27 protein-coding genes and 1 other RNA gene are annotated in these 25,486 nt (G+C 44.2%); 10 read left to right on the top strand and 18 right to left on the bottom strand.

All coding sequences use genetic code 11. The features are described from left to right. Positions 1–402: 402 nt before the first annotated feature. From AC0YN7_RS08365 to AC0YN7_RS08355, 3 genes are read right to left on the bottom strand one after another with little or no spacing between them, the layout of a single operon-like run. Positions 403–1,200 carry a Cof-type HAD-IIB family hydrolase gene (locus tag AC0YN7_RS08365; protein ID WP_475809491.1) on the bottom strand — a complete coding sequence of 266 codons (798 nt, stop codon included), beginning with the start codon at positions 1,198–1,200 and terminating at the stop codon, positions 403–405. A 35-nt stretch (positions 1,201–1,235) separates the two neighbouring features. After that, complete coding sequence (locus AC0YN7_RS08360) at positions 1,236–1,988, bottom strand: pseudouridine synthase (protein WP_475809490.1); 753 nt, start codon at positions 1,986–1,988, stop codon at positions 1,236–1,238. A 1-nt stretch (position 1,989) separates the two neighbouring features. After that, positions 1,990–3,669 carry an RsmB/NOP family class I SAM-dependent RNA methyltransferase gene (locus AC0YN7_RS08355; protein WP_475809489.1) on the bottom strand — a complete coding sequence of 560 codons (1,680 nt, stop codon included), beginning with the start codon at positions 3,667–3,669 and terminating at the stop codon, positions 1,990–1,992. A 135-nt stretch (positions 3,670–3,804) separates the two neighbouring features. Here AC0YN7_RS08355 and AC0YN7_RS08350 point away from each other — a divergent pair, with 135 nt between their 5' ends. Together AC0YN7_RS08350 and AC0YN7_RS08345 are read left to right on the top strand one after the other, a co-directional pair. Continuing rightward, the gene (locus AC0YN7_RS08350) at positions 3,805–4,323 is read left to right on the top strand and encodes a thioredoxin family protein (RefSeq protein WP_475809488.1); all 519 of its coding nucleotides are present in this window, start codon (positions 3,805–3,807) and stop codon (positions 4,321–4,323) included. Next, the gene (locus AC0YN7_RS08345; protein WP_475809487.1) at positions 4,320–4,865 is read left to right on the top strand and encodes a PCYCGC motif-containing (lipo)protein; all 546 of its coding nucleotides are present in this window, start codon (positions 4,320–4,322) and stop codon (positions 4,863–4,865) included. Before AC0YN7_RS08350 ends, AC0YN7_RS08345 begins: the two co-directional genes overlap by 4 nt. Before the next feature lie 117 nt (positions 4,866–4,982). On the opposite strand, the gene yjbM is transcribed toward AC0YN7_RS08345, so the two are convergent. Together yjbM and AC0YN7_RS08335 are read right to left on the bottom strand one after the other, a co-directional pair. Next, on the bottom strand, positions 4,983–5,789 hold the full coding sequence (gene yjbM, locus AC0YN7_RS08340) for a GTP diphosphokinase (RefSeq protein ID WP_475809486.1): 807 nt from the start codon (positions 5,787–5,789) through the stop codon (positions 4,983–4,985). Between the two features lie 16 nt (positions 5,790–5,805). Next, positions 5,806–6,903 (bottom strand): quinone-dependent dihydroorotate dehydrogenase, encoded by a 1,098-nt coding sequence (locus tag AC0YN7_RS08335; protein WP_475809485.1) that lies wholly within the window; start codon positions 6,901–6,903, stop codon positions 5,806–5,808. A gap of 174 nt (positions 6,904–7,077) precedes the next feature. Between AC0YN7_RS08335 and AC0YN7_RS08330 the strand changes: the two genes are divergently transcribed. Beyond that, positions 7,078–7,218: a hypothetical protein gene (locus tag AC0YN7_RS08330; RefSeq protein ID WP_475809484.1), complete on the top strand. Its 141-nt coding sequence runs from the start codon at positions 7,078–7,080 to the stop codon at positions 7,216–7,218. Between the two features lie 5 nt (positions 7,219–7,223). Here AC0YN7_RS08330 and AC0YN7_RS08325 read toward each other — a convergent pair whose 3' ends face one another. The 3 genes from AC0YN7_RS08325 to AC0YN7_RS08315 form a co-directional block, all read right to left on the bottom strand. Continuing rightward, on the bottom strand, positions 7,224–8,630 hold the full coding sequence (locus AC0YN7_RS08325) for a L,D-transpeptidase (RefSeq protein ID WP_475809483.1): 1,407 nt from the start codon (positions 8,628–8,630) through the stop codon (positions 7,224–7,226). 149 nt (positions 8,631–8,779) lie between these two features. Beyond that, positions 8,780–9,016, bottom strand: a complete 237-nt coding sequence (locus AC0YN7_RS08320; protein WP_475809482.1) for a ferredoxin — start codon at positions 9,014–9,016, stop codon at positions 8,780–8,782. 66 nt (positions 9,017–9,082) lie between these two features. Further along, positions 9,083–10,369, bottom strand: coding sequence for a DNA polymerase IV (locus AC0YN7_RS08315; RefSeq protein ID WP_475809518.1), 1,287 nt, complete (start codon positions 10,367–10,369; stop codon positions 9,083–9,085). Between the two features lie 293 nt (positions 10,370–10,662). Here AC0YN7_RS08315 and cimA point away from each other — a divergent pair, with 293 nt between their 5' ends. After that, complete coding sequence (cimA, locus tag AC0YN7_RS08310) at positions 10,663–12,276, top strand: citramalate synthase (RefSeq protein WP_475809481.1); 1,614 nt, start codon at positions 10,663–10,665, stop codon at positions 12,274–12,276. Positions 12,277–12,338: 62 nt separating this feature from the next. Here the strand turns inward: cimA and AC0YN7_RS08305 are convergent, their stop codons facing one another. After that, positions 12,339–12,878: a TlpA family protein disulfide reductase gene (locus AC0YN7_RS08305; protein ID WP_475809480.1), complete on the bottom strand. Its 540-nt coding sequence runs from the start codon at positions 12,876–12,878 to the stop codon at positions 12,339–12,341. A 245-nt stretch (positions 12,879–13,123) separates the two neighbouring features. On the opposite strand from AC0YN7_RS08305, the gene AC0YN7_RS08300 reads away from it, so the two are divergent. Continuing rightward, a complete protein-coding gene (locus AC0YN7_RS08300; RefSeq protein ID WP_475809479.1) occupies positions 13,124–13,591 on the top strand; it encodes a M67 family metallopeptidase in 468 nt (155 codons plus the stop codon). Here AC0YN7_RS08300 and AC0YN7_RS08295 read toward each other — a convergent pair. The 3 genes from AC0YN7_RS08295 to AC0YN7_RS08285 are packed head-to-tail and all read right to left on the bottom strand — an operon-like array spanning position 13,577 to position 16,790. Beyond that, entirely contained in the window at positions 13,577–14,311 is a 735-nt protein-coding gene (locus AC0YN7_RS08295; RefSeq protein WP_475809478.1) for an exonuclease domain-containing protein, read from the bottom strand. The two genes, AC0YN7_RS08300 and AC0YN7_RS08295, sit on opposite strands and share 15 nt — an antisense overlap. Positions 14,312–14,326: 15 nt before the next feature. Beyond that, positions 14,327–15,394, bottom strand: coding sequence for a DUF294 nucleotidyltransferase-like domain-containing protein (locus AC0YN7_RS08290; protein WP_475809477.1), 1,068 nt, complete (start codon positions 15,392–15,394; stop codon positions 14,327–14,329). Positions 15,395–15,437: 43 nt separating this feature from the next. After that, positions 15,438–16,790, bottom strand: coding sequence for an ammonium transporter (locus AC0YN7_RS08285; RefSeq protein ID WP_475809476.1), 1,353 nt, complete (start codon positions 16,788–16,790; stop codon positions 15,438–15,440). Between the two features lie 372 nt (positions 16,791–17,162). Here AC0YN7_RS08285 and AC0YN7_RS08280 point away from each other — a divergent pair, with 372 nt between their 5' ends. Beyond that, positions 17,163–17,603 (top strand): MerR family transcriptional regulator, encoded by a 441-nt coding sequence (locus tag AC0YN7_RS08280; RefSeq protein WP_475809475.1) that lies wholly within the window; start codon positions 17,163–17,165, stop codon positions 17,601–17,603. A gap of 33 nt (positions 17,604–17,636) precedes the next feature. Next, positions 17,637–18,311, top strand: a complete 675-nt coding sequence (locus AC0YN7_RS08275) for a zinc metallopeptidase (RefSeq protein WP_475809474.1) — start codon at positions 17,637–17,639, stop codon at positions 18,309–18,311. Positions 18,312–18,398: 87 nt separating this feature from the next. Here AC0YN7_RS08275 and gltC read toward each other — a convergent pair whose 3' ends face one another. Continuing rightward, positions 18,399–19,295 (bottom strand): glutamate biosynthesis transcriptional regulator GltC, encoded by an 897-nt coding sequence (gltC, locus tag AC0YN7_RS08270; RefSeq protein WP_475809473.1) that lies wholly within the window; start codon positions 19,293–19,295, stop codon positions 18,399–18,401. A 33-nt stretch (positions 19,296–19,328) separates the two neighbouring features. Further along, positions 19,329–19,976, bottom strand: coding sequence for a rhomboid family intramembrane serine protease (locus AC0YN7_RS08265; RefSeq protein WP_475809472.1), 648 nt, complete (start codon positions 19,974–19,976; stop codon positions 19,329–19,331). A 105-nt stretch (positions 19,977–20,081) separates the two neighbouring features. Between AC0YN7_RS08265 and tpx the strand changes: the two genes are divergently transcribed. Further along, the gene (gene tpx / locus AC0YN7_RS08260; protein ID WP_475809471.1) at positions 20,082–20,600 is read left to right on the top strand and encodes a thiol peroxidase; all 519 of its coding nucleotides are present in this window, start codon (positions 20,082–20,084) and stop codon (positions 20,598–20,600) included. 86 nt (positions 20,601–20,686) lie between these two features. On the opposite strand, the gene AC0YN7_RS08255 is transcribed toward tpx, so the two are convergent. The 4 genes from AC0YN7_RS08255 to cshA form a co-directional block, all read right to left on the bottom strand. Then, a complete protein-coding gene (locus AC0YN7_RS08255; RefSeq protein WP_475809470.1) occupies positions 20,687–21,073 on the bottom strand; it encodes a DUF1499 domain-containing protein in 387 nt (128 codons plus the stop codon). Positions 21,074–21,183: 110 nt separating this feature from the next. Continuing rightward, positions 21,184–21,366, bottom strand: a non-coding RNA gene (ssrS, locus tag AC0YN7_RS08250) — 6S RNA. A 47-nt stretch (positions 21,367–21,413) separates the two neighbouring features. Beyond that, positions 21,414–22,220 carry a YesL family protein gene (locus AC0YN7_RS08245; protein ID WP_475809469.1) on the bottom strand — a complete coding sequence of 269 codons (807 nt, stop codon included), beginning with the start codon at positions 22,218–22,220 and terminating at the stop codon, positions 21,414–21,416. Positions 22,221–22,522: 302 nt separating this feature from the next. Next, positions 22,523–24,133, bottom strand: a complete 1,611-nt coding sequence (gene cshA, locus AC0YN7_RS08240; RefSeq protein ID WP_475809468.1) for a degradosome RNA helicase CshA — start codon at positions 24,131–24,133, stop codon at positions 22,523–22,525. Between the two features lie 197 nt (positions 24,134–24,330). On the opposite strand from cshA, the gene AC0YN7_RS08235 reads away from it, so the two are divergent. Both AC0YN7_RS08235 and AC0YN7_RS08230 read left to right on the top strand, forming a co-directional pair. Next, on the top strand, positions 24,331–25,128 hold the full coding sequence (locus AC0YN7_RS08235) for a YitT family protein (protein ID WP_475809517.1): 798 nt from the start codon (positions 24,331–24,333) through the stop codon (positions 25,126–25,128). 136 nt (positions 25,129–25,264) lie between these two features. Beyond that, entirely contained in the window at positions 25,265–25,459 is a 195-nt protein-coding gene (locus tag AC0YN7_RS08230) for a hypothetical protein (RefSeq protein ID WP_475809467.1), read from the top strand. Positions 25,460–25,486 lie beyond the last annotated feature (27 nt).

The raw sequence follows: 25,486 nt of genomic DNA, 5'->3' as shown, positions 1-25,486 counted from the left end.
AACTCATCACTGTAATGCTGTCTATTCTCGCTCATACCGGACACCTCTTCTTCATTTGTAGATTATTATCTAATTTCCCTTAAGAGGTGTCCACTTTTTATTCTAGTTCCATTTTAGAGCTTAAACCCCATGTTCCCATTGGTTTTGGAGCTGTAAGCTCGATTTCATGCTTATGAAACATGTGGCCGTAGGCAAATCACTAAATTGGGGACCCCATGTGCTCCCTCGGAAAGCTATAAACTCATTTCCGGATTATTTTATATGCTGTAAGTTCATATAGTAGTTAACTTTGATCTGTATGTGTGGTTTACTATCCTTGCGGCTCATACTCTAGATAGTAGATCAACAGAAGGCTCAATTTTCCAGTATACAACTGTTTTTGAATTATTTCCTGCGCATTCTTTAGGTCCAAGCAAATTCACGCAAGGCAATCGCTACACCATCTTCGCTATTTGAATGTGCGACAGCATTAGCTGCATGCTTGACTTCATCTGGTGAATTGCCCATCGCTATGCCCATTCCGGCAAATTGCAGCATCGTGATATCATTAAAATAATTGCCGATTGCTAAAATTCGGCTTCGATCAATTCCACGGCTAGCAGCGAATTGCTGCAGAGCTCGACCTTTATTTGCTTCCGCATGATGAACATCAATGAAATAATCTCCACTTCGGATCGATTTCAATAACGGCGCCCAGTCAGCCCATTCCTCTTGAACCTGATCCATCTTCTCTTTACTGCCGAATACAGTAAATTTCACAAGTCCTTCTGGCAACCCTAATCGAAAATCCTGAATAACGGGATTGGCTTGATAATGGTTATACATGACTTCAGCCTCAGGCGTTATTCCTTCTGTCATCATTTCAAACGCCGTATTCAGATCAAAATGAATGTTGCGATCTCGACAATACGTAATGAACGGCAACAGATGGTCTTGATCCATAGCAAATTGATGCAAAATGGAACGATCATCCGCATTAATTGTCACCGCTCCATTATGCGTAATCAAAATGCCGCCAAGTCCCAGCTCCTCTAGAACAGGAAGCGCACTAAGAGGCCCTCTGCCCGTGCATAACACAATTTGCGCACCGCGTGCTGATGCTTCACGCACCGTTTCTTTAATTCCTTCCGTCAACACATGATCATCCGTCAATAATGTGCCATCCACGTCTAGCGCAATCAAATCATAATGTAAAGTCATTTTTCCACTCCTATGCCATTCGTTCTCAAATCTGCTTACTCGCCCACACGCTTATGCATGCGAAGCAGCTCCACCTCATTTTCCGTCAGCTCACGGTAAGAGCCTTCAGGAAGTGAATCGTCCAGTTTAAGCGGGCCCATTGATACACGCTTCAGATATACAACCTTTTTGCCAACCGCTTCAAACATTCTTTTCACTTGGTGAAACTTGCCTTCCATAATCGTTAGTGAAATTGTGGAATAGACATCCTCTTCACGATGTGTCTTGCTTTCGATATGCAGTTCTGCAGGCATCGTTACATAACCATCATCTAACGTAACTCCCGCTGCAAAGGACAGCTTGTCCTCTTCACCGACATCACCGTGAACTTCCGCTTCATACGTTTTGGTGACATGCTTGCGTGGTGATAGCAGCTCATGCGCGAGCTGACCATCATTCGTAAGAAGCAGTAATCCTACCGTATCTTTATCCAGTCTGCCGACTGGAAATGGCTCCAGCAGCCGATCCTCCGCTTCCAGCAAATCAATCACTGTACGCTCGCGGCTATCTTCAGTCGCCGATATGACGCCCGCTGGTTTATTTAACATAAGATACACAACATCCCGATATACGACAGGCGCACCTTCAAAAGTAACCTCAGCAAGCTCCGGATCGACAATCAATCCGCTATCTTTAATTACTCGGCCATCGACTGAAACCTTTCCAAGTTTCACTGCTTTTTTGATTTCACTTCGTGTTCCAAGACCCATATGAGCTAACAGCTTGTCTATTCTTAATCGTTTCGCCATCTTACATCATTCTCCATCCTGCAGGTAACGCATTTTTGATCATGCCTCCACCATATTTCCCCCAGCCAATTGGATAGCCGTCTGTACAAATAAGTACATATCCTTTATGCGGCGCATTAGCTTGTATTAATAATTCTGAGTCCTCTATAAATAGAGTTTCTCCCTTTAAAAATCGCTGCGTCTGTGGATCATCCGAACTCCAATTAACCGATCTTACCGCTTCGCTCCTTGATAGTCCCATCGCTAATGGGTGAGAAGGCTCAAACCGATCACGAACCGCCTCTCCAAGATACCAGCCAGCTCTTACTACCCGAAGCCCATCAAGAGAAGGTAGTTGAACCGGTTGAATATAAACTCTTGAACCATATGCGACTAGCTTTCCCGTCCAAGCCGCTGCTCCAACTACATAATCCTCAGCATATTGTAGCCATAATGCTATCGGATTTACCTCTTCCGTGATTGTTTTGCTATTATCTTCTTTGCCTTGTATCTTATTCCGTTTTCCTGGCTGCTTGTCCATGCCGAAATTTTTCCAAGCATCTGCAGTCAATCGCTTGCCTTCTCTTCGTTCATCGCCTTGACGCTGTCGCTTTAATACTCCGCCATTTGGAGAGGACGTGCTTGGATTGATTGATTTTGACTTAACGTTTATACTTTTATTTGGTTTATTATCTGTACGCGCGGTTGCTCTTTTCTCATTAATGACTGAATCCGCTTCGTCGAAATCTTGCTTACGCTCGCCATCACGTCTAAGCACTGCTGCATAATGGCCTTCTCCTTCGATGCGATGCGGCCACAGTCTAACTGTTCCATCTATGCTCTGTAAACGCTCACCGGTCAACTGTCCATTCTCAGCCGCCAGATCAGATCGTCCCGCTGCCCAGCCATAGAGGTGAGGTACAGCTTGAATCTGAAATTCTGTATGCTCGGCTAAAAAAGAGGCAATCTGAACTTCATTTTCTTCCGGAGAAAAGGTACAAGTCGAATAAACAATCTTCCCCCCAGGAGCTAGCATTGAAGCGGCATGTCGCAATATATCCTTCTGCATAACCGAGCATTGCTCTATCGAATGCTTCTCCCATTCCGCAATCATCGATTCATCCTTACGGAACATCCCTTCACCTGAGCAAGGTGCGTCAACGAGAATTCGATCAAACCATTCTTTAAATACAGGTGCAAGCTTTGCCGGCTCCTCATTCAGTACAACCGCATTTCGGATGCCTGCCAGTTCCACATTTTTCACTAATGCTTTTGTTCTTTCCTTCGCGTTGTCATTCGTAACAAGCACTCCGGTTCCTTGCAGCTTCCCGGCAATTTGTGTTGATTTCCCGCCTGGCGCAGCACATAAATCAAGCACGCGATGACCTGGTTTTACATCAAGCAGCTCTACGGGCGCCATTGCGCTAGGCTCCTGTATATAATAAAGACCCGCATGGTAATGCGGATGCTTGCCTGGCCGCTCGCCTTCCTTATAATACAAGCCATCCTCTGACCAAGGAATTGATCTGACATCATCCCCCATCGGTGAGAGCTCTCTCCACTGCTCCACATTCAGCTTTAATCGATTAATCCGAAGTCCATATACGCGAGGAGCATCATAGGACGCCATAAAATGATCAAACTCATTACCCAACAGCTTCTTCATCTTGTCTATGAAATTACGCGGCAAATGACCGCTCATCCTGATTTCCTCCTGCCAATTGTAATTGATCTGTCACACTTACATTTGTATAGTACTTTGTTATATAATAAAATACAGTAAGGACATGCTACTGTAATAATGTCCTATAAATTTGTTACGGAGGTAGACACGCTAATGAAAAAGAAAAGTAAATTCAAAATGATTTATGTGTACATCGGTATTATTGTTATTTTATTCGGAGCAATATTTGTATTGAATAAGAACGAACCAGTTAACGCCTTGTACGATAAGCCTGTCTCTGAAATGAATCCAGAAACACGCAAGCTGCTTGACGATCCTAATTACCAGAATATCATATTACCGGCTGAATTGGACAAGAAGGTCGCCGATAAAGAAGACTTCTTCGTTTACTTTTTCGCATCCGACTGCCCTCATTGCAAATATACAACGCCTCAACTTATGCCGCTTGTGGATGAGCTAGGCATCGATTTTCCGCAATTCAATTTACGAGAATTCCCAGAATACTTCAAAAAGTATAATGTAGAATTCACGCCAACACTGGCTTACTTCAAGGATGGCGTTCAAGTTGATGAATTGGAAGGCGGTCTTGCAGCAGAAGGTACCACACAAGGTTATAAGCTGGAAGATTTCAGAGCATTCTTCAACAAATATTCAGGAGCTGAGACAAAATGATGAAGCGTCAGCGCCAAACTACAGAGACTGAAGGGCAAGCTGCTGCTGAAGTTCGCAGCTCACGAATTCGCGGAATCATGTATGCTATGCTGCTTGCATTCGCGTTCATAACACTGCTAACCGCTTGCGGCATGTCTGACGGTGATAAGGACGGCGCTGAGCATATGCACGGCTCTGAAACCTGGCAGCAAACCGCTTCCTATGACGAGCTTCCATCATTTCTTTCGGATTATACACCTTATACCAGCGAGCTGTACGCCGCTGTTCACGATCATGCCGATATAATGAGCGGCATTAATTGTTATTGCGGCTGTATGGACGGTCTAGCTGTCGAAACTCCGCATGATTCTCTGTTGCGATGTTACGTAGCAGAGCATCCCGCGGACGAAGGCAGCGTAACTTGGACCAATCATAGTACGAGCTGCGGTATTTGCAAGAAGGAAATGGAGCAAGTTGTCGCTTTAAGCAAGCAAGGCAAGACAGCTGATGAAATACGCGATGCTATCGATGCCGCGTTCAAGCCTAAGAAAGTCAGCAGCTAGTCTTGCCCGAATAATCACAACACATTTATGAGACTCGAACATTCATGAAAAACCTCCAGACGCACAAGGCGCTGGAGGTTTTTTTCGCCTATATATTCCCACTTAGCTTTAACCGGTTTATATATTCTGACTGCCTTTTTTCGCCTTATTAATAGCCGTTTGTATATCGAGTGACAGCTGACTTAGCCCGTGTATATCTTCTTTCTCGAACAGCTCATTAAATTTCATTTGGAAATGCGCAGCTTCACGCACACGATTATAGAAATATAAATCTTGAATACAGCTCAGCACCTTGGATACTACATTGGATTGCTCCTCAAACTCCGTCTGGGCATCCAAAATTTCTTTGCGTATGCTTGTCATTTCTGTATCGAGCTGTGATGCCGCTTCTGCAGCTTTTTTCAGACGATCACGTACATCCTCCGGCAAGCTCTCTTTAAATTTATAGTTTAAGGAATGCTCAATCGTTGCCCAAAAATTCATCGCAAGTGTACGAATTTGAATTTCAGCCAATACTTTTTTATAGCCTAATGCCGTTTGAACCGGATATTCCACAATCATATGGTAGCTGCGGTAACCGCTATCCTTGAAATTTGTAATATAGTCCTTCTCATAAACAATCGTTAAATCTCTGCGGGTACGTATCAAACCAGCCACGCGATGAATATCATCTACAAATTGGCACATAATTCGAATGCCTGCAATATCCTCAATGCCAGTATCCAACTGATCTGGAGCAACATGAAGACGCTTCGCCTTCTCCAGAATGCTAGAGATACGCTTTACCCGGCCGGTGACAAACTCTATCGGCGCATAAGATTCTCTTGCTTTCAGTTCAACTCGCATCGTTTTAAACTTCACTTTCAGTTCTTCAACGGCTTGCTCATATGGCTGTAAAAAAAGATTCCAGTCTCTACCGTCCATCCGGCCGCCTCCTATTCTAATGATGCTCTGCCCCTACTGCCTCCGCAATATTTCGGTAGCCATCTTTACGTAAACATTCCTTCAATCCGTTCGTCAATTCGCGGAGCACTCCTGGTCCTTTATAAATAAGCGCTGTATAAATTTCGACCAAAGAGGCCCCTGCGCGAATTTTATCGTATGCATCCTGTGCTGTGAAAATACCGCCAGAGCCTATGATCGGCAATTTACCGCCGGTCTGCTTATAGACAGCGCGAATAACGTCGGTAGAACGGTCGCGCAGCGGCTTTCCGCTGAGCCCGCCTGCTTCACTTGCGTTAGTATGCTGAAGCCCCTTACGTGATAACGTAGTGTTCGTAGCAATGATGCCCGATACCCCGCTCTCCATTATGGTTGCAACTGTAAGCTCGAGCTGTTCATCCGTCATGTCAGGCGCGATTTTAACGAGTACCGGCTTTGTTTTAGTTCCTAACTTCGCCGCTTGATTGTTCATTTCCTTTTTTACCGCGCTGAGCAATGTCCGCAGTTCTTCACCATGCTGAAGATCTCGCAGATCCGGTGTATTCGGGGAGCTTATATTCACAACAAAGAAATCTCCAAATGTATATAACTCTCGAATACAGGACTGATAATCCTCATGCGCTTTTTCATTTGGCGTTATTTTGTTTTTACCGATATTAACCGCAATCGGAATACGGCTTATTTTGCGCTTAGCAAGCTTCTCTGCCATAGCTTGCGCGCCTTCATTATTAAAGCCCATTCGATTGATAAGGGCTTCATCAGATGGAAGCCGGAACAATCTCGGCAGCTCATTGCCAGCTTGTCCTTTAGGAGTAACTGTGCCCACCTCAGCGAATCCCAAACCTATACTAGAAAATCCGTCCACAGCCTTAGCATTTTTATCGAGACCTGCCGCTAATCCTATTGGATGAGGAAACTGCAGTCCAAATAGCTCTGTAGCAAGTTCAGGCGACTTCTCGACGCCGTACATAGCATTCATCAATCCATTCATGCCGGGTACCCGTCCACCGAATGCTAAGCCATCTATTACTAGGTGATGCGCCTTCTCTGGATCTATTTTGAAAAAAATAGGTTTTAAAATTGAAGAATAAAGCACTTGCTCACTCCGTTCTCAAATATATGTTCTATCAGACAGTTTATCTTTTTTGAAACAAAAAGAAAAGAGCTTGCAACTTATACGCAAGCTTCCGTTATATTGCAGCATAGGAGGAAAACGATTACAATGAAACTAGATTATACATAACTATGAAAATAGAGAGGTTGATTCTCAATGAGTTCAGCAAAAAGAAAGCCCGCAACGATGAAAGTAAAACCAAAAGAAGAGGTAAATAAAAAAGCTTTGATCTGGGTTGGGGCTGTTGTTGCAGTTGTCGTAATCACAGTAGCTGTACTTCTGATCGTTGGTTCGTAATCAGATTAATTTAACCATTTATATACTTTTGCGGGATTGGTTTCGTTTTGTCTCGGCTCTAGTTGGAAACGTTCAGCTGGAGCTTGAGAATCTAACGGAAGCGTCCCGTTTTTTATTGTTACAATTGTTCCCAGCGGAATCATATCGAAAAGCTCCTCGACATCCTCCTTTTTCATACGAATACAGCCTAATGATTCGTCTTTACCTATACTACCAGGCTCATCTGTACCATGAATGGCGTATAAGGTGTTGGACAAGGTCATGCCTCTGCTGCCAAACGTCCCATTATCGCTCCCGTTCGGATTTCTGACCTTTTCACTAATGTAAAAGCCGCCTTCGGGCGTTTCTTCTCCCCCCAAGCCAACTATGTAGCTGCGTACAATAATAGTACCCTGTATGACAGCCAGCCTGTGCGTCACTTTGTCTACAATAACCTCAAGCGGTTTATTCCATTGCTGCTCCAATAACCCATTAGTTCCTATCAGCTGGTTTTTTGACAGCTTTTCCTGATGAGCTTTATCAGTCTGTTGTTGACCTGCTCTGTCGTCACTCTGTCCAGGTTTTTTCTGTCCATCCACCGAATTGACAGCCTCAAGCTTCGTAAGCGCCCTGTCGAACAGCGCCCGCATCCCCTGCTTCTCACCCGATAGCACATTATCAGGATATGGACGTATAAGATCATCAAATTTCTGAGGCCACTTTCCATACTTCCTCTCATAGTGCTGCACTGCGCTCGAAAGCGTCCAATGCATCTCCTGCTGCTTGCTCCACTCAAGGAACTGCACACCAAGCCCACTGCTATCCGAAGGCTCACAATCGCATATTCCCCGATCATACATCGTAACCTGCTGCTCATTGCTCGCACCCTGCTTTTCAACAGACATTATAAACTTATTTTTGCCTGTCCATTTACGCCAGCCCGCCTCTTCCTCCATACGGAGCGCTACTGTTTTCAATGGAGCTTCTCTCCCCGCGTCCATTAGAGTATCCCATGCCCTTCCAATTGGTCGAAGCTCCTTCTGAGGTACAACTACGACACCAAATGGAGGTACATCTTCTATTATTTCAGGAATAGTTTGGACAGCCTCTTTTTTTGGTATGGCTCCATTCGCAGGTACAAACACAGCCAGCAACAATAAAAGTACAGCTAGCACTCTCGCTCTGCGAGCAGCTTTCTTTTTCTTTTGATCTTTATCCCATACCTTCAGCATTTGCAGCTGATACTCCGCTATTGGATGACTTTCTTGCTCAAAAGCATCATATACGTCCCCTGCTTGAATAAAGCAATAATTCGCTTTGCCTTCTTTTCCCGCGAGCAAGTACTGCTTCCCGAGCAAATACCAGCCCATTTGATTATCGGGATGCTGCTTCACGAATTGCTTCAAATAAAATATATCCTCTGGCGAGTCCATCCTTATCCCCCCTGCGACAGCTATATTTCTTTTATCGGCAGAAGACTCGTTTCATTTTATCGAACGGTTCTTAGTGGATGAACAAGCAAAAAAAAGTCCTCCTCCATCGCGTGTGCGATAAGAGAAGGACCTACACTCAATAACGTAAATTAAAAGTTAAATGGCTCGTCTGCAATTTTAATGGAGTCTGTCGGGCAACCGTCAGCCGCATCCTGCAAATCATCATACAAATCTTCTGGAATTTCTGTATTCCCTTTATTGCCATCAGCCTTGTATATAACCTCAGCTATGCCCTCATCATCATAATCATAAATGTCAGGAGCAGTAGCTCCGCAAGCTCCACAAGCGATGCACGTATCTTTTTCTACCCAGGTAAACTTACCCATGGAAATCCCCTCCTAAAATAAATGTATCGAATAATAATCTTTATGCTTTTTCTACATAGTAAACATTCACTCATCAATATATAACAAACTATCATCCTTTTGCAAGGATGTCCCGCGAATTCGTTTATTCCTAATTAAGGTAGACGGATCATCTCCGAGCATGCCCGCTGTCAACACAGCATCCTCCCCAAACTTATCCCGCAACAGATCCATCGCTTTCGTCAACGCTTCTTTTCGTGGCTGCTGCTCATAGCTGAATAAGTCCAATTGCAAGTCAGTCTCGTCTAATAGCGATAAATTTTGCAACGTTACGCCTAGCAAACGGATAGATTCCCCGGACTGCCAATGTTTGTCGTATAGCCTGCATGCTTCTTTATAAATATCATCCGTAGACTGCGTAGGCGCCTCCATCGTATGCGACCGAGCAATTGTCGTCATATCAGGCTTACGAATAGTAATTTGCACAGTCGTAGTGACCAGCTTCTGCCGCCTTAGCCTTCGTCCTGTCTGGTCTGATAAATTGAGCAGCACACGATACACGTCTTCGCGCTTTGTAATATCGCTTGGAAGCGTCGTTGTATGGCCAATTGACTTATTGCGCTCCCGGTTCGGGTTTACAACCGAATGATCAATACCATAAGCCGCTGATTTCATCCAGGAACCGACAACGCCGAAATGCTTGATGAGCACCGATTCATCTGTTTCCGCCAATTGCCCTATCGTGCGAATATTTAGCTTCTGGAGCTTAATAGCTGTTTTCTGGCCGATACCAAACAACGTATCACAAGGCTTATCCCACAATACCCTTTTCACATCACGAATTCGCAGTACAGTTAGGCCGTTCGGCTTCTTCATATCAGACGCCATCTTAGCAAGCAGCTTGTTAGGAGCTAAGCCGATGGAGCAGGGCAGCGACAACTCCGACCCAATACGCTGCTGCAGCATTGCAGCGATTTCCAGTGGTGATCCGAACATTTTGGAGCCTGTAATATCCATATAGCATTCATCAATCGAAACAGCTTCAACAAGCGGTGTATACTGCCTTGCTATGGCCATAAACCCATGTGAGTATTTACGGTACAGATCAAAGTCCGGCCGGATTAAAATAAGGTCTGGACATATTTTGAGAGCCTGACTTACCGTCATCCCAGTTTTGATGCCAAGCTTCCTAGCCATGTAAGAGCTGGTGACCAAAATCCCTTTGCGCTGTTCTACGCTACCAGATACTGCAGTTGGCCTATCCTTATATTTCTCTGGCTGCTCCGCTTCATGCACCGAGCAGTAAAAAGCATTCATATCCAGATGAATAATGACACGGCCTTTGGCCGGGTAATGTTCATTCACATTTATCATATCAGCAACTAACACCGCCTATTCGCTCCAAAAAAAACTACATAGGTTCAACCATCCCCAGCATACATTCGCAACAAGTTTAAGTCAACGAATCCTGATCTCTGCAAGCATAAAAAGCCTATACTTTCCTTGATTGTCAAAACCCATATCAACCAATCAAACAAGATTCATACGCTTACATTTTCTTATATTGCAACAAAAAATGCAGCTCCCCTCTCTACTTTCGCTTCATTAAGTGTTATAATATTATATTATGATTTGTAAAGGTAACCAGTGAAGGAGGCGTCCCGATAATGGCAACAAACATTTCTATATTTGATACGACGCTGCGTGACGGTACACAGGGTGAAGGAATCAGCCTGTCAGCGGATGACAAATTAAAAATTGCCCAAAAGCTTGATTTGCTTGGGGTTCACTATATTGAAGGCGGTAATCCGGGAAGCAACAGTAAAGATATTGAGTTCTTCCAGCGAGTCAAAGCATTGAACCTAAACGCCAAAATTACCGCTTTCGGCAGCACAAGGCGTAAAAACAGTCTTGCAGAACAGGACGCAAGCCTTGTTCGCATCGCTGAATCTGGCGTTCCGGCTGCTACACTCGTCGGAAAGTCATGGGATTTCCATGTACATACTGCCCTACAAACAACGCTCGAAGAAAACTTAGCTATGATTTATGATTCCGTTGCGTTCTTGAGACAAAACGGCATGGAAGCTTTGTTCGATGCGGAGCATTTCTTCGACGGCTACAAAAACAATCCAGAATACGCGTTATCCGTTCTAAAGAAAGCGCAGGAGGCAGGAGCAAATTGGCTCGTGCTTTGTGACACAAACGGCGGAACGATGCCCGATGAAATCAGTGAGATCGTAGCACGTGTTACTCGGGAGTTAACGACACCAATCGGGATTCACACGCACAATGATTGCGAGCTCGCAGTAGCGAATTCTTTAGCAGCTGTACAAGCTGGTGTTCGTCAAGTGCAGGGAACGATAAACGGATATGGCGAGCGCTGCGGCAACGCCAATCTTTGCTCCATCATTCCTAACCTCCAAATCAAAATGAATTATTCTTGTTTGCCGGATGATAAATTGCGTTCCTTGACAGGAACAGCACGTTTTATAAGTGAAATCGCAAACGTACATATGCCTGTCGGTCAAGCATTTGTCGGCAATGCGGCTTTCGCGCACAAGGGCGGTATCCACGTATCCGCCATAATGAAGGATTCGAAAACTTACGAGCATATCCAGCCAGAGCTTGTCGGCAATAAACAGCGGATTCTCGTTTCAGAGCTTGCAGGTCAAAGCAATATTATATCCAAGGCTCAGGAGCTTGGGCTTGACGTGAACGCTAATAACGATAAAACGAAGCTCATCATGGACCGAATTAAGGAGCTTGAGCATCAAGGCTATCAATTCGAGGGTGCTGACGCTTCTATGGAATTGCTGCTTCGAGAGGCTTTCGGTGAAACGAAGGAAATTTTCAAGGTCGATTCCTTCAAAATGCTTGTTGAAAAAACTAATGGGCAGATGGTTTCAGAAGCTATCGTTAAAATTACCGTCGAAGGCCAGCAAGTCTACACTGTTGCAGAAGGAAATGGGCCCGTTAACGCACTCGATAATGCGCTCCGCAAAGCGCTTGTACAATTTTACCCTAAAATTGAAGGCATCCATCTATCCGATTATAAAGTTCGTGTTATCGACGAGAAAGACGCTACCGCTGCTAAAGTACGCGTACTCATCGAATCAACCGGGCTAGATAACTCATGGAGCACAGTCGGCGTGTCCAGCAATGTCATCGAAGCCAGCTGGGAAGCGCTTGTTGACAGCATACGTTACGCTTTATTAAATATGGTTAAGGTCGACACCGCCCTCGCTGATCCGCAGGATCGAATCGGTCTTAACAATCACTAAATTAAAAAAGGTTTGCATTACCATCATCTTGGATGGGAATGCAAACCTTTATTTCTTTTCCGCTACATCCACTTCTTAATTAATCGCTCCCATTCCTCATATGGAATGACGCCATTAATGCGTTCGCGTATAACGCCATTGCCATCAATCAGAAAGGTCGTTGGAAAAGTATCCACCTTATATTGCTTCGTTACATCTCCCACTCGATCCATCAAAATAGGAAATGTGAATTCATGCTCAACAACAAACTCTCGCGCAGATCGTTCCTTATCATACTTCGTAGCGTTTATTCCATACATCTGCATGGTTTCACTATACTCTTCATGCAACCGCTGCAAATCTGGCGCTTCAAGCTCACAAGGGCCGCACCATGACGCCCAGAAATTGACGAACATTAGCTTTCCCTGCTTGTCTCCAACCGTGTAGCTCTTATCATCAAGATCCGGAAGCTGGAAAGTCAACGCTTGATTATCGGCCTTTGGCTTGAAGTCGGCTGAGGTTGCCGCTGAAGTGATCGACTCAGGATCATCACTCATATATTGATAAACAGCTAATCCAGCAAATACAAACGCAATCGTAAACAGCGTAAAGACGCGCTTCATGGCAATCCTTCTTTCCGAAACATTTTCAACTGCCTACATGGTATCATGCACTGTCTGGAAGCTCAAGATACAGAACCATATAGCCATAAATCCGTCACTTTTCTAATGCGGACCTCGTATTAGAACGGCTTAAAATAACAAGCACCGCATTATGTATATTCTCGGTATCCGTATATTTGTTTATACCCTAACGGGAAGTTATAATAAACCAAGATTCCGACAACATACATCAGAGGGGTTAATAGATGAGAGCAAATCCAACAAAAAACATCATGACAAAGCAAGCCTACAACCAGCTCATCCATTTATGCACGGCTGAAATGCCCTACGAGGCCTGCGGAATAGTTGGCAGCAGTCAAGCTCCCCCTCTTCACTCAAACGAGCATACCGGCACACTTAACTCACTTATAATCGATATTATTATTCCTATAAAGAATATTCATGACAATCCAACACAATCGTTTTCCTTCGATCCAGCCGAATGGACGAGGGTCTATTATGACATGCAAAAAAACCGACAAACACTTGTCGGCTTGTTCCATTCTCACCCTACTACGTCCGCAGTACCATCCATAAGTGATTCGGCTGGTTTTTTGCCAGCTTCTAATCTATCTTACTGGATCGTATCGCTTAAAAATCAATCCAATCCACATGTACAGCCTTACTATCGAGAGGGTCAAAAATTTGTTCCGCTTCAGCTAGTGCTTACTTAAATAAGCATATAAATCACCAAGCGTTATAATATTTCTCTCCAAAATACGAGCTAAATAGTTGTTCCACAGCTTTGCCGTCATGACTGAGTCATGCAGTGCGTGATGACGCTCCGTAATCGTTATTCCACAGCTTGCGAGCAGTTCGTCCAGACTATACCCTTCTCGCTTCGGCTCTAACCACTTCGCCACCATCATCATATCAAGTACTCTGTGATTCAAGCTGACCTTCGACGTTCGCCACAATGCAGCATGGAGGAACTGTTTATCATGTCCAGCAGCGTGTGCAACAAGCAGGCGCCTGCCGACAAACTCCATGAAATCATGAAGCACCTGCATTAAATCTGGAGCAATCTGCACCATCTCATTCGTAATGCCCGTTAATTCAATAATCGCTCTAGAAATTTTCCGCTTTGGATTTACTAAGCTGTAAAAAGATTCACTTTCAACGAGCTCTCCTCCGCGGCATATAACAGCTCCAAAAGAAATAATCTCATCTCCGTTAGTTGGATAAAAACCCGTCGTTTCTAAATCAAAAACGACAACCTCAAGCTCTTTTAACGGTGTATCGATCATTGACTGCTTCCGCTGCTCTCGATTAACATTACGAATAAACGCCATTTGCTGAGCATTTGGCGAGCCTAGCATAGAAGCGATGGCAGGCGTAACTCCCCCCATTTTGTAGAGGTTCCACATGCGACCGACGCCTTTTTGTTCTTTCATCAAAGTACCACCGCCTCACGTAAGCCTGCCCATCGTTTGCTTGAATACCGCGCGTTGCAGTTTCTTGCCCAGTCGCAGGCTGCTTTTTAGTTCATCAGTCATTTCTTTCGTAAGCTTACTGCTTGCAAGCTTCCCATTATTCGTATACAACCCTTCTTCCTTTTGTTCCGTCGTCATCAGTCGTAAACGCAGAAACAATCGGAAAGCCTGCTCATATACCGCTAAGTCCGCCTCAGACATTTTACCAAGCTGAACGAGCCGCTTCATCCGCTCCAGCGTTGACGTTTCCCGTATTCCCGCTTGAATAGAGAGCAAACGAATGGCATTGACCATTGGAATATATGCTCCATATTTAATATCTAAGCTGCCCGCATCCTCACCATATTGCTCCTTCAATAATTGACCAAATACACCTAACAGCACTTTGTGCCGCATCGTATTTTCAAGCATGCGCCGCACTATAATTGAATGATTTAACATATCGGTAAAAAAGAGATCCTTCAATGAATCCAAGAGCTTCTTTTCCCCATATATACAGCGTCCGTCAGCAATGATTAACAAATAGCGAACAGACTCCCAAGTCGGCTCCTCAAACCATTCGTTTAGTTTCGCGCTCCACTCTGACAATGACAAGCACCATTCTGAATTATCGCTAAGCACATTTCCTTCGCAACGCGGATAGCCTGCTTTTTCTAAATAATTTACAATAAGCTCACACAACTTCATAAAATATTGCTGAACCTTCGCTGGATCTGACACTGGATCCTCATAGACAACTCCGCTGTCTTGATCACTAGACAATGTCTGCTCTTCGCGGCCGCCGCTGCCGAACAATATATATGCGTAAGGCACGGGGGGAGAACCCTTCCCCATCCGTGCCATATCCGCTTCTGCGAGGATGATCGCTCGATTAATGACCGCGTCATATACCTCATTTAGTTGTTCATTAAATTGTTCGACCGGTTGCGAGCAGAGAAGAGCTTCCATATGTTCGTGTGCTTGATCCCGCAAGCTTCGCAGCCCTTCCACATGATCGATTGAACCAATCTGTTTCAGAAGTTGCAACCGTACCGGATCACTCATGCTTCACGCGCTCCCCTCGGTCACTGCATTATAATCTGTACGATTAGCCTTGAATGTTTTGTCCGGACTTTTTCATTTGCTCTGGATAGCCGTAAGTGCCATGCTCACTTAGGTCAAGACCAATAATTTCTTGTTCTTCTGTTACGCGGAAGCCCATAACAAGTTTCATTAAGCCTAGAACGAGGAACGAAGCCGCGAGTACAAAGGCGCCAACTACAACTACAGATTCGAATTGCACCCATAATTGCTTCCAGCTTCCAGTGTCGATCAAACCGCCTGTACCTACACCGACCTTATCAGCCAATGCTTGCGTTGCAAATATCCCGTTAGCCAAAGTACCCCAAACACCTGCCGCTCCGTGAACGGACATTGCATAAATTGGATCGTCGACTTTGATCTTCTCGAAAAACTTCGTGCTATAGAATACAAGCACACCAGCCACTAGACCAATAACAACCGCAGCCCATGGATCAACGAACGCGCATGATGCTGTGATAGCAACTAGACCTGCAAGTGTACCGTTTAGCATAGTTGTAATATCCGCTTTACCTGAAACTGCCCAGCTAATTAGGAGCGCAGCAACTCCGCCCGCACCAGCTCCTAGCATCGTGTTGAATGCGACAAACCCGAAGAATCCATCACCGATCATTACAGTGGAGCCAGCATTGAAACCAAACCAACCCACCCACAAGATCAAAACAGATAGTGCCGTGAAAACTTGGTTATGTCCTAAAATTTCATTTGCCGAACCATCTTTGTTAAACCTGCCGATACGAGGCTTAAGCAATATCGTTGCCGCAAATGCCGCAAGAGCACCAGTTAAATGAACAACCGTGGAACCGGCAAAGTCTTGCGCTCCATCTTCCGCAAGCCAACCGCCGCCCCAGATCCAATGAGCAACAGTAGGGTAGATAATAGCCACGAAAAAGACCGTAAATACAATATATGACGAAAGCTTTGCGCGTTCCGCGAAGCCGCCCCATGCAATGGAAAGCGAAACTGCCGCGAATGCTAATTGGAATAAGAAGAAAATCGTACTTGGCAAGCCATTGTCCTCAGAAGCACGCGCTGGATCGAAGAAGAAGTTACCCCAGCCCAAAAATGCGTTATCGCCGCTAAAGGCGAAGCCATAACCGAATGCCCAATAGATAAGGGCTGCTAAACCTGTAGTGAAGATTGTTTTGCCTGCTACGTGGCCCGCGTTTTTCATTCGAGTAGAGCCGGTTTCCAGTAGAATAAATCCAGCTTGCATAAGTAGTACTAAGATAAAGGCAAGCATAACCCAAAGCGCGTTCAGACCCATGTTCAATGTTGCATTAGATGGATCATCTGCGAATGCCATTGTCGGGAACAAAAGTATCAGACCACATAAACCTAACATCGTTTTCTTCAACATCACATTCACTCTCCAAATGTTATATTTATTAACACTACAAGAAAGACTTAGTGTCATTATAGTCAACGATTTTCAGTTTGACAATACGTTTTCATTAGTTTTTCAAAAAAAACCTAACATTCGGCATGTTATCTAACACGGATATTGAGAAATTTGATAATTCACACAAAAATAAGCTGCTCAGAAGGTCACAACCTTCGCATTTTAGCCTTTAAATCGCTTTTTATGACGAATTGCATATAACACTCACTTTCTAGTTACATAGTCATGTATCACGTTTGACTGTATGGTTACTTACTATTATCATGAAGAGTATAGAGATGAACATTCTTATATTGTAGGTAAGTATTTGTAATGGAAGGAAGTGATCAGATGGAGAATATATTAATGTATCGAATCGGGGAGCTTTCTAAGCTAGCATCGATTAGTCCGCGGACAATTGATTATTACACTTCACTCGGCTTAATCGCACCAGCACGGCGTTCCGAGAAAAACTATCGTCTATACGCACATGAAACCTTAGGACGTTTGGAACGTATTGAAGAGATGAAAAAAGATAAATATACGTTAGATGAGATTAAGGCTCGATTAGACAGCTGGAGCAAAGTAACGCATGAGGAGCAGCTATCTCGCAGGTTGACGGATCTACAGCTTCATCTAAGTCAACTAGAGCGTGAGGTGAAGGAATTAGAGCCAGTCATTAAAAATTTGAAGCCGCGCCAAGCGAATCATCTATATACGCGCTTAATGCCTCAAACCGCTGCTTGTATCGAAGCTATTATGCTAATCATTAATAAAGGGCCTCTTATGTAACGTATAAATGATGAATAATGGAGGAATGATTCGATGGTTATTATTTACACGCTAACTATACTCGCTTTTATCTTAACGATCTGGGCACAATTCCGGGTCAAAGGCACATTTAATCAATGGACAAAAGTCGAAGCAAACAGCGGTCTAACTGGCTACGAAGCCGCAAGAAGGATGCTGGATTCTAACGGATTGCACGATATACCGATTGAGCCGGTACGAGGCACACTGACAGACCATTACGATCCTATACACCGAGTCGTACGTTTATCGGAGCCTGTATATTATAAAAAATCAATATCAGCCATTTCTGTTGCTTGTCACGAGATCGGACATGCCATTCAACACGCCGAACACTATCCAATGCTTGTTCTGCGTCATCGCATTTTCCCAGTCGTCAATTTCGCGTCGGGCGTGGCCCCTTTCCTATTCATCGCTGGCTTTTTATTCTCTGCAGCGAATCTGATCGGTCTAGGCGTCATCTTCTTCTCTGTAGCTGTAGCATTTCAACTAATCACGCTTCCAGTTGAGTTCAATGCAAGCAGTCGCGCACGGGACTTGATGATCTCTGAAGGGTTTATTACTAATAACGAAGAACGAGGCGTAGCTAAGGTGCTGAATGCGGCGGCCTTGACTTACGTTGCAGCAGCTCTCCTGTCCTTACTTGAGCTGGTTCGATACGTTATGATCTTTTTAAACAATAGAGATTAATAGTTCTTACTGATGTTAAAGCAAAGAAGAGCAGCTCCGAATGGTCAGAAATCGACCTTCTGGAGCTGCTCTTTCTATTATAAACGATTATTTCATTCGATCTTGAAAGTAACGTACCAGGAAGCCATGGAACACCTTAGCTACCAATGGAAGTTTCTCGTTAGTGCGCTGTATGAGTCCAATCGTACGCGTTACCTGAGGATTAGTTACACGTACCTTCACCGGCTGCAGCGGACCCGTATAATGCAGCGCCATTTCCGGAAGCAAGCTGACACCCATTCCTGCAGCAACTAAACCGCGTATTGTATCGGTCTCCTCTCCTTCAAAGCCGATTTTCGGTGTAAAACCAGCTTCTCGACAAGCTTCCCACACAATAGGTCGCAATGAGTAGCCTTCGCTAAACAATACGAACGTTTCATTTTCCAACTCTTTTAGTTCGATCGATTCTTTCGAAGATAAACGATGTCCAGGAGGTAATATCGCATACATCTCCTCCGTCAAAAGCACCTCGCCGCAGACGAACTCATGATCATCCGGGAACGGAGATATAAACGCCAAATCAATTTCACCTTTTATCATATCTCTTATAAGGGATGGATACATCCCTTGCTTAAATCTAAATTTTACATTAGGATGCTGCTTACGGAAAGCAGCAACCACCTGCGGGATCAATGAGGTTCCTAAGCTATGTGGAAATCCAAGTCTAATTTCCCCCTTTTCAGGATCAAGAAATTCATGAATTTCAATTACCGCACGCTCCAGATCGGATAATATTACTTCAGCTCTCTTCAGAAACAGTTGACCAACAGGGGTTAGCTGAAGATTTCTACCCTTCTGAACAAATAATTTAACACCAAGCTCCTCCTCGAGCTGATGGATTTGGCGACTAACCGCCGATTGCGCAACATGCAGCTCTTCCGCAGCCTTCGTTACATGTTCCTTCCTTGCAACTCTAACAAAATAATAAAGCTGACGAAGTTCCATAACGGTTCGTTTCTCTCCCGTCGACAAGTAGTTTTAGTTTCGATACCGTTGTTTCCGCACATTGCTTCGTTCAAGAACACTGTAGAGCAAAAATCCGGCGATACCGCCCCCTATATGCGCCCACACTCCAATACCAGGCACAACAAAAGAATAGATAACACCAAAAATCAAAATCGTATATACCGTTTTACGCGAGCCCTCATCAAGCTGTGATTTTCGGAATAACGAAAGATATAGATAAGCTCCGTAAATGCCATAGATAGCCCCTGAGGCCCCCACACCTATATTCAATGAAGGATCATGTTCAATGACATTTATTAAAGCACTCATCGCGTTCCCCGCTACGCCACAAAGCAAATAAAATAACGCATATTTCAGAGATTTCATCAACTTTTCGAGTGGCGGAGCAAACACGAATAATGCAAACATATTATAAAGAATATGCTCTAATCCACCGTGCAAAAACATGGAAGTTAAGTATCTCCACGGCTGTAGCATTCCATAAGGATCCTCCGGCCATTTCGTAACGAAAGCGCCGAATTTTATCTGATGGTACGCATCACTTGGACTTCCACTTGAAACGAGCACAATAAAATAGATGATATTCAAGGCAATCAATGTTGACGTAACCGGGTACAGCCGTAAGTATGAGCGAAAACTTTCATATCTTAAGAAGATCATTGAATCGTCCCCCTTTTTTTCTCTCCAACAATTGGACAAGGCTATTTCATTACGATTATAATTAGTCTGGTATCGACCAATCAAATATGAGGAGGAATTTTACACATGACACAAGAACGCAATGGTGCTGCTACATTTAAAGGCAACCCAATCACATTAGTTGGACCTGAATTGAAAGTCGGAGACCAAGCTCCGGACTTCAATTTGAACAAATCACTGGTAGAAACGGTTTCTTTGAAAGATTACTCCGGTAAAGTGAAATTGATTAGTGTAGTTCCGTCTATCGACACTGGCGTATGCGACGCACAAACTCGCCGTTTCAATGAAGCTGCTGGCGCGCTAGGAGACAATGTCATTATCCTTACAGTGAGTGTTGACACTCCTTTCGCACAAGCACGCTGGTGCGGTGCTGCCGGTATAGACAAAGTGGTCATGCTTTCTGATTACAAAACACATAGCTTCGGCGAATCTTACGGCGTATATATTAAAGAATTTGGTCTTGATCATCGTTCGATCTTCGTTCTTGATGCTGACGATAAGATTCAATATATCGAATACTTAAATGAAATGACAGAGCATCCTAACTACGAACAAGCGATTAACGCTGCACAAGCGCTCGTATAATTCCCTAATTCGAGAACCAAAATACTCTCATACTGAAAACAAAGCGAGTGAAGGGCATCCTTCCTCGCTTTGTTTATGTATTCGAATCACACTTTGAATGCCGCAAGCTTCTTGTCTAGCGTACGGTATAGATCCATAATTACTCTATAATTTGATCCAAGGTCCCCTAGCGAGCCGCGAGATGCGGAATAGATATCAACCGCTGACTGTAGTGGTGTAACACTTATGACGGATACAGTAATGTCCATCGTTCTCCCAAATGCGGTGCGCTTCTCAAGCACAATCTCTCCTACCGATTGAACCTCATGCAACACTTTGTAGCCCTGCATTTTCTTAAGAGTCGATATCACTTCATCCCAAGCTTTCTCTCTAGACAGCTTGTAGAAATGAGATTTGAGCATTGGATCCTTAGCCCTGTCTCCAGTCTGTTCGTGACTGCGCAGCAACCCGATCAAGGTCCGCTTCAACAACAACGATCTCCCCTTCCGGAATCTATGTACATTACTCTATATGATACCATGATTTGTCCCATGAAAAAAGAGCTCTTACTGGATTTAACCAGTAAATGCTCTTGATTTCAAAACAAGAACCCGCCTATGCCGTCCGACTCACATGTTTCTGAACCCGCTTACGCAGGTGGGTGACCGCAGAACCGCTTTTGAGATCCCCTTTCGGGGGCGTGTCAGCTACGTTTCGATTTTGGTCTCCCGTGAAACAGCCATTGGTTCAAAACAGCGTAAAGCCGCAACGAGCATCGCAGGAGGTATAGTTATTATAGACCGAACATCAAGAAAAGTAAACTTATGCTCGTTGTTATTTGTTGGAGTTGCTTGAATCGCTTTTCACTAAATCGATACGATCAATTTCAGCCGCTTGTTCCGCTTTCTCTGCTTCTTCTTCTTCAGCTAAACGAGCTTTCTCCGCTTGGTCCTGAAGCTTAGTATAGATCAAGTGGAAGTTCCAGAACGCTAGATAAGCAATTATACTGCCCATGAAGAATGGAATTAGAAACGTAAATTTTGTACTAAAATATACAACCGCTCCGCTCATTATAGCTGTCGATAATGAACGGAAAGGTTTTCCGATCGTAATAAGCAGAGCGTTCTTCAGCAATTGAAACGTTTTCATATGATAATGTACAAGCATTGAGAAGAAATTAAACAACGATACAACTAACAATACTAGAAAGGCTATGAAAATGTATGATAGTAAGTTTAACTGCTCACGATAAACAATAAAGTCTACGACCATAATGGCAAACAGTATCGTGTAAAGCAACCCGCCTATCATACTCTGTTTATAGTTTTCCTTATAACCTTTGAAAAAAGTTTTAAACAGAGCTACATCCGTTTCTCCCATTACCCATTTACGCGCAACCGCAAACATCGCCGCAGTAGCAGGAAACAGTGTAAATGGAGCGACAATCGCCATAATAATAAGTGTCATGTATATCTGACTGAGTATTTCCGCTTCAGTACCGGTGCCGCCAGTTAACAGCAAGGTTACGCCAAAGAAAACAAATGGCAAAGAACAAATCAACCACAAAACATTAATTACTGATAATCGCATTATCCACTCGGAAATACGGTAAAACCCACCCATTAGCCCTCTTGGTTCCATCAGATCTGCCTCCAGAATAGTAAGATTACGCCCACCAGACTAGCTTGCAAAAGATTATATCAACGTCCGCATGAATAGCTCAAGCTTCGGTCTATTCATCTTTGCAGGTTCCATTCTCATTATGTCTGTACTTCTTGTAATAATAAGTAGGTTTGCATCTTACTAATTAACGTCTAGCAAGCGTAAACGGTGATCGCCGTACTCTATGGCAAAAAGCAATCGTTTCGCGGAGATATCTAAAAATAAAAGAACCGAGGAAGCACGGATGCCCGTAAGGCATCACGGACTTCCTCGGTTTTTTGTTAATTATTCACGAATCCGTCAGTCGAACTCTTAGGACGGCTGCTGCTGCTGCGCCCTTCACTGCTTCTCTTACCGCCATATCCGCCGCTGCCGCCGCTAGCGCCACGAGATTCATACCCGCCGCGCGAGCTGCCGCCAGCGCTGCTACCGCTGCCGCTGCGTCTGTCATCGCGTCCGCGATATCCGCCGCCGCCAGTGCTGCTGCCGCGGTTGCCGCCGTATGAAGAGGAGCCGCCGCTGCGATTGAACGGACGTCCACTTGAACGAACGTCTGGTCTGCGTTTCTTCGCGCGAAGCGGATCTTCAGGCGTCAATTCGATTTCAACATTTTTCTTCTCGCCCGTCAGCAATTTTATAGCTGCCGATAGCAAGTGCACGGAGTCATATTGCTCCAGCAATTGAATGGAAATCGCTTTATACTCCGAGAACTCATCGTTTTGAACAACTTCGAGCAAACGCTCAGCCGTAACGCGTTGTTTGCCTTCAATAGCTTCAGCAATACTAGGAAGCGGCTTGCGGTTCATCTTTTGACGAGTAATTTTCTCGATGAAATGCAAGTGATCAGTTTCACGCGGCGTTACGAAAGACCATGCTGTACCTTCTTTACCTGCACGTCCAGTACGACCGATACGGTGAACATAGCTCTCAGGATCTTGCGGAAGGTCAAAGTTAATAACATGCGTTACGCCGGAAACATCTAGACCACGTGCAGCAACGTCTGTTGCTACCAATACATCGATGCTGCCATCACGGAATTTACGCATAACGCTGTCACGTTGGTTCTGCGACAAATCACCATGCAAGCCATCAGCTGTGTAGCCACGCTTTTGAAGTGCTTCGCTCAGCTCATCAACCCGGCGCTTTGTACGGCCGAAAATAATAGCTAGCTCAGGGGATTCCATGTCGAGCAAACGACTAAGCGCCTCAAATTTCTGACGCTCATGAACTTCGATATAGCATTGTTCAATAAGCGGTGCAGTAATTTCTTTAGGCATAACCGAAATATGTTGCGGGCTCTTCAGAAATTGCTGAGCAAGCTTCTGAATGTTAATTGGCATAGTAGCCGAGAACAACATCGTGTGACGCTCTTCTGGCACTTGTTTCAGGATGGATTGAATATCCTCCATGAAACCCATGTCGAGCATTTCATCCGCTTCATCCAAAATGACAGTTTGTACATCTTCAAGACGAATCGTCTTACGATTGATGTGATCCAGCAAACGTCCTGGCGTACCAATAATTATTTGCGGCTTCTTCTTCAATGCGCGAATCTGACGACCAATTTCTTGTCCACCATAAATCGGCAATGAACGAGTACCTTTAAAACGTGATAGCTTCCCGATTTCCTCAGCCACTTGAATAGCGAGTTCACGGGTTGGCGTCATTATTAATGCGACAATGCGGTCCTCGCTTGTCGGAATTTTGTTAATGAGCGGAATTCCGAATGCCGCTGTCTTTCCTGTACCCGTCTGTGCTTGGCCGATTAAATCTGTTCCTGCCATCGCAATAGGGATCGCTTTGTCTTGGATCGGGGTAGATTCCTCGAAGCCAAGTTCGGTAATTGCTTGTAACACTTTTGGTTCCAAGCCAAATTCAGCAAATGTTTTCAAACTTTTCTCAAACTCCTTTTATCTGCAACTTACTTAAGAATATCTAAAACATTATAGCACAGAATCAATCGTGAATACCAGCAAAGCAATTAAAGCCATACTACTCATGACAAAATGAACCAACCTATAACTTAGAATGTATTGGAGCGATTAATTTGAATCCTCACTCACAGCGGTACTTAATCACAATACCCATCATGACAGCAAGTGCTCTTCTGGTAGCGCTTGGATTCAACTGGTTTCTCATCCCGCACCAGCTGTTAGCCGGCGGTATATCCGGCATTTCCATGATGATCGGCTATATCACCGGAGGAAATATTGCCTGGTTATTTTTCGTGTTAAACGTACCTGTCCTTATTTGGGGTTGGTTCGTAGTTGGTCACCGATTTATTGTATGGAGCATCTACTCGGTAATAGCATCTACCTTGTTCCTTCAGTTCATTCCTATTATTAAAATAGCTGAAGACATCGTGCTCGGAGCTGTATTCGGCGGAATTATTATCGGGTTCGGCAGCGGGCTGACGCTTCGCTACGGAGGCTCTACCGGCGGATTCGATATTATTGCTTCTATTGTTACGCGGAGACGGGACTTACCAATAGGAATGATTATTTTCTTATTAAACGGAGTTGTCATAGCCGTCCTTATTCTGTTCACTAAAAATTGGAATTCTGCCTTGTATTCATTAGTAGCCATTTTCTCAGCAGGAAAAATAGTAGATCTCGTTCATGTGAGACATAATAAAGTAACAGCCTTCATCATTACGACCAAAACGGAGGAGCTCCTCTCTAAGCTTCTCACACACCCTAGAGGTATTACGATAATCAAGACACGAGGAGCATTCTCCTCCATCGAGCGTGATATGCTAATGACTGTGAGAACACGGTACGAACTAGCCGAGCTTGGCAAAACAATTATATCCATCGACCCGCAAGCTTTCATCAACATAGTCGAAACCGTAGGCGTAATCGGTGACTTTTCTAGACCAAAGGAATAGCCATATACGCAAACATGGATTTTACAAGGTATCCCTATGTTTTTGAAAATGATCCTGCTATAATAAGTCTATCCCGTAGTTTAGGTTTCTTGCCATATGATTTCCCCTTAACAATATGATGGAAGGGTGATGCTCAATGGATATGGAAACGGTCAAATTGTCACAAATTGTAGAAAAGCTTGCCCCAGAGCTTAGTCCTTTTCTTACGGAACATGAGATGGAAATTAGCATCGTGCTACGTGACGGTCTAGCTTTACTTGAGCCTGCTGACGCAATGGAAATTGTTCAGCACAGCATTTGCACTCAGCAAAGAGATGCTTTATTACAATGACAATTTAAGGGATATGCCGATTACCCT

The sequence above is a fragment of the Paenibacillus sp. J31R122 genome, assembly GCF_056269185.1.
This window is presented reverse-complemented; position numbering and strand designations above follow the sequence as displayed.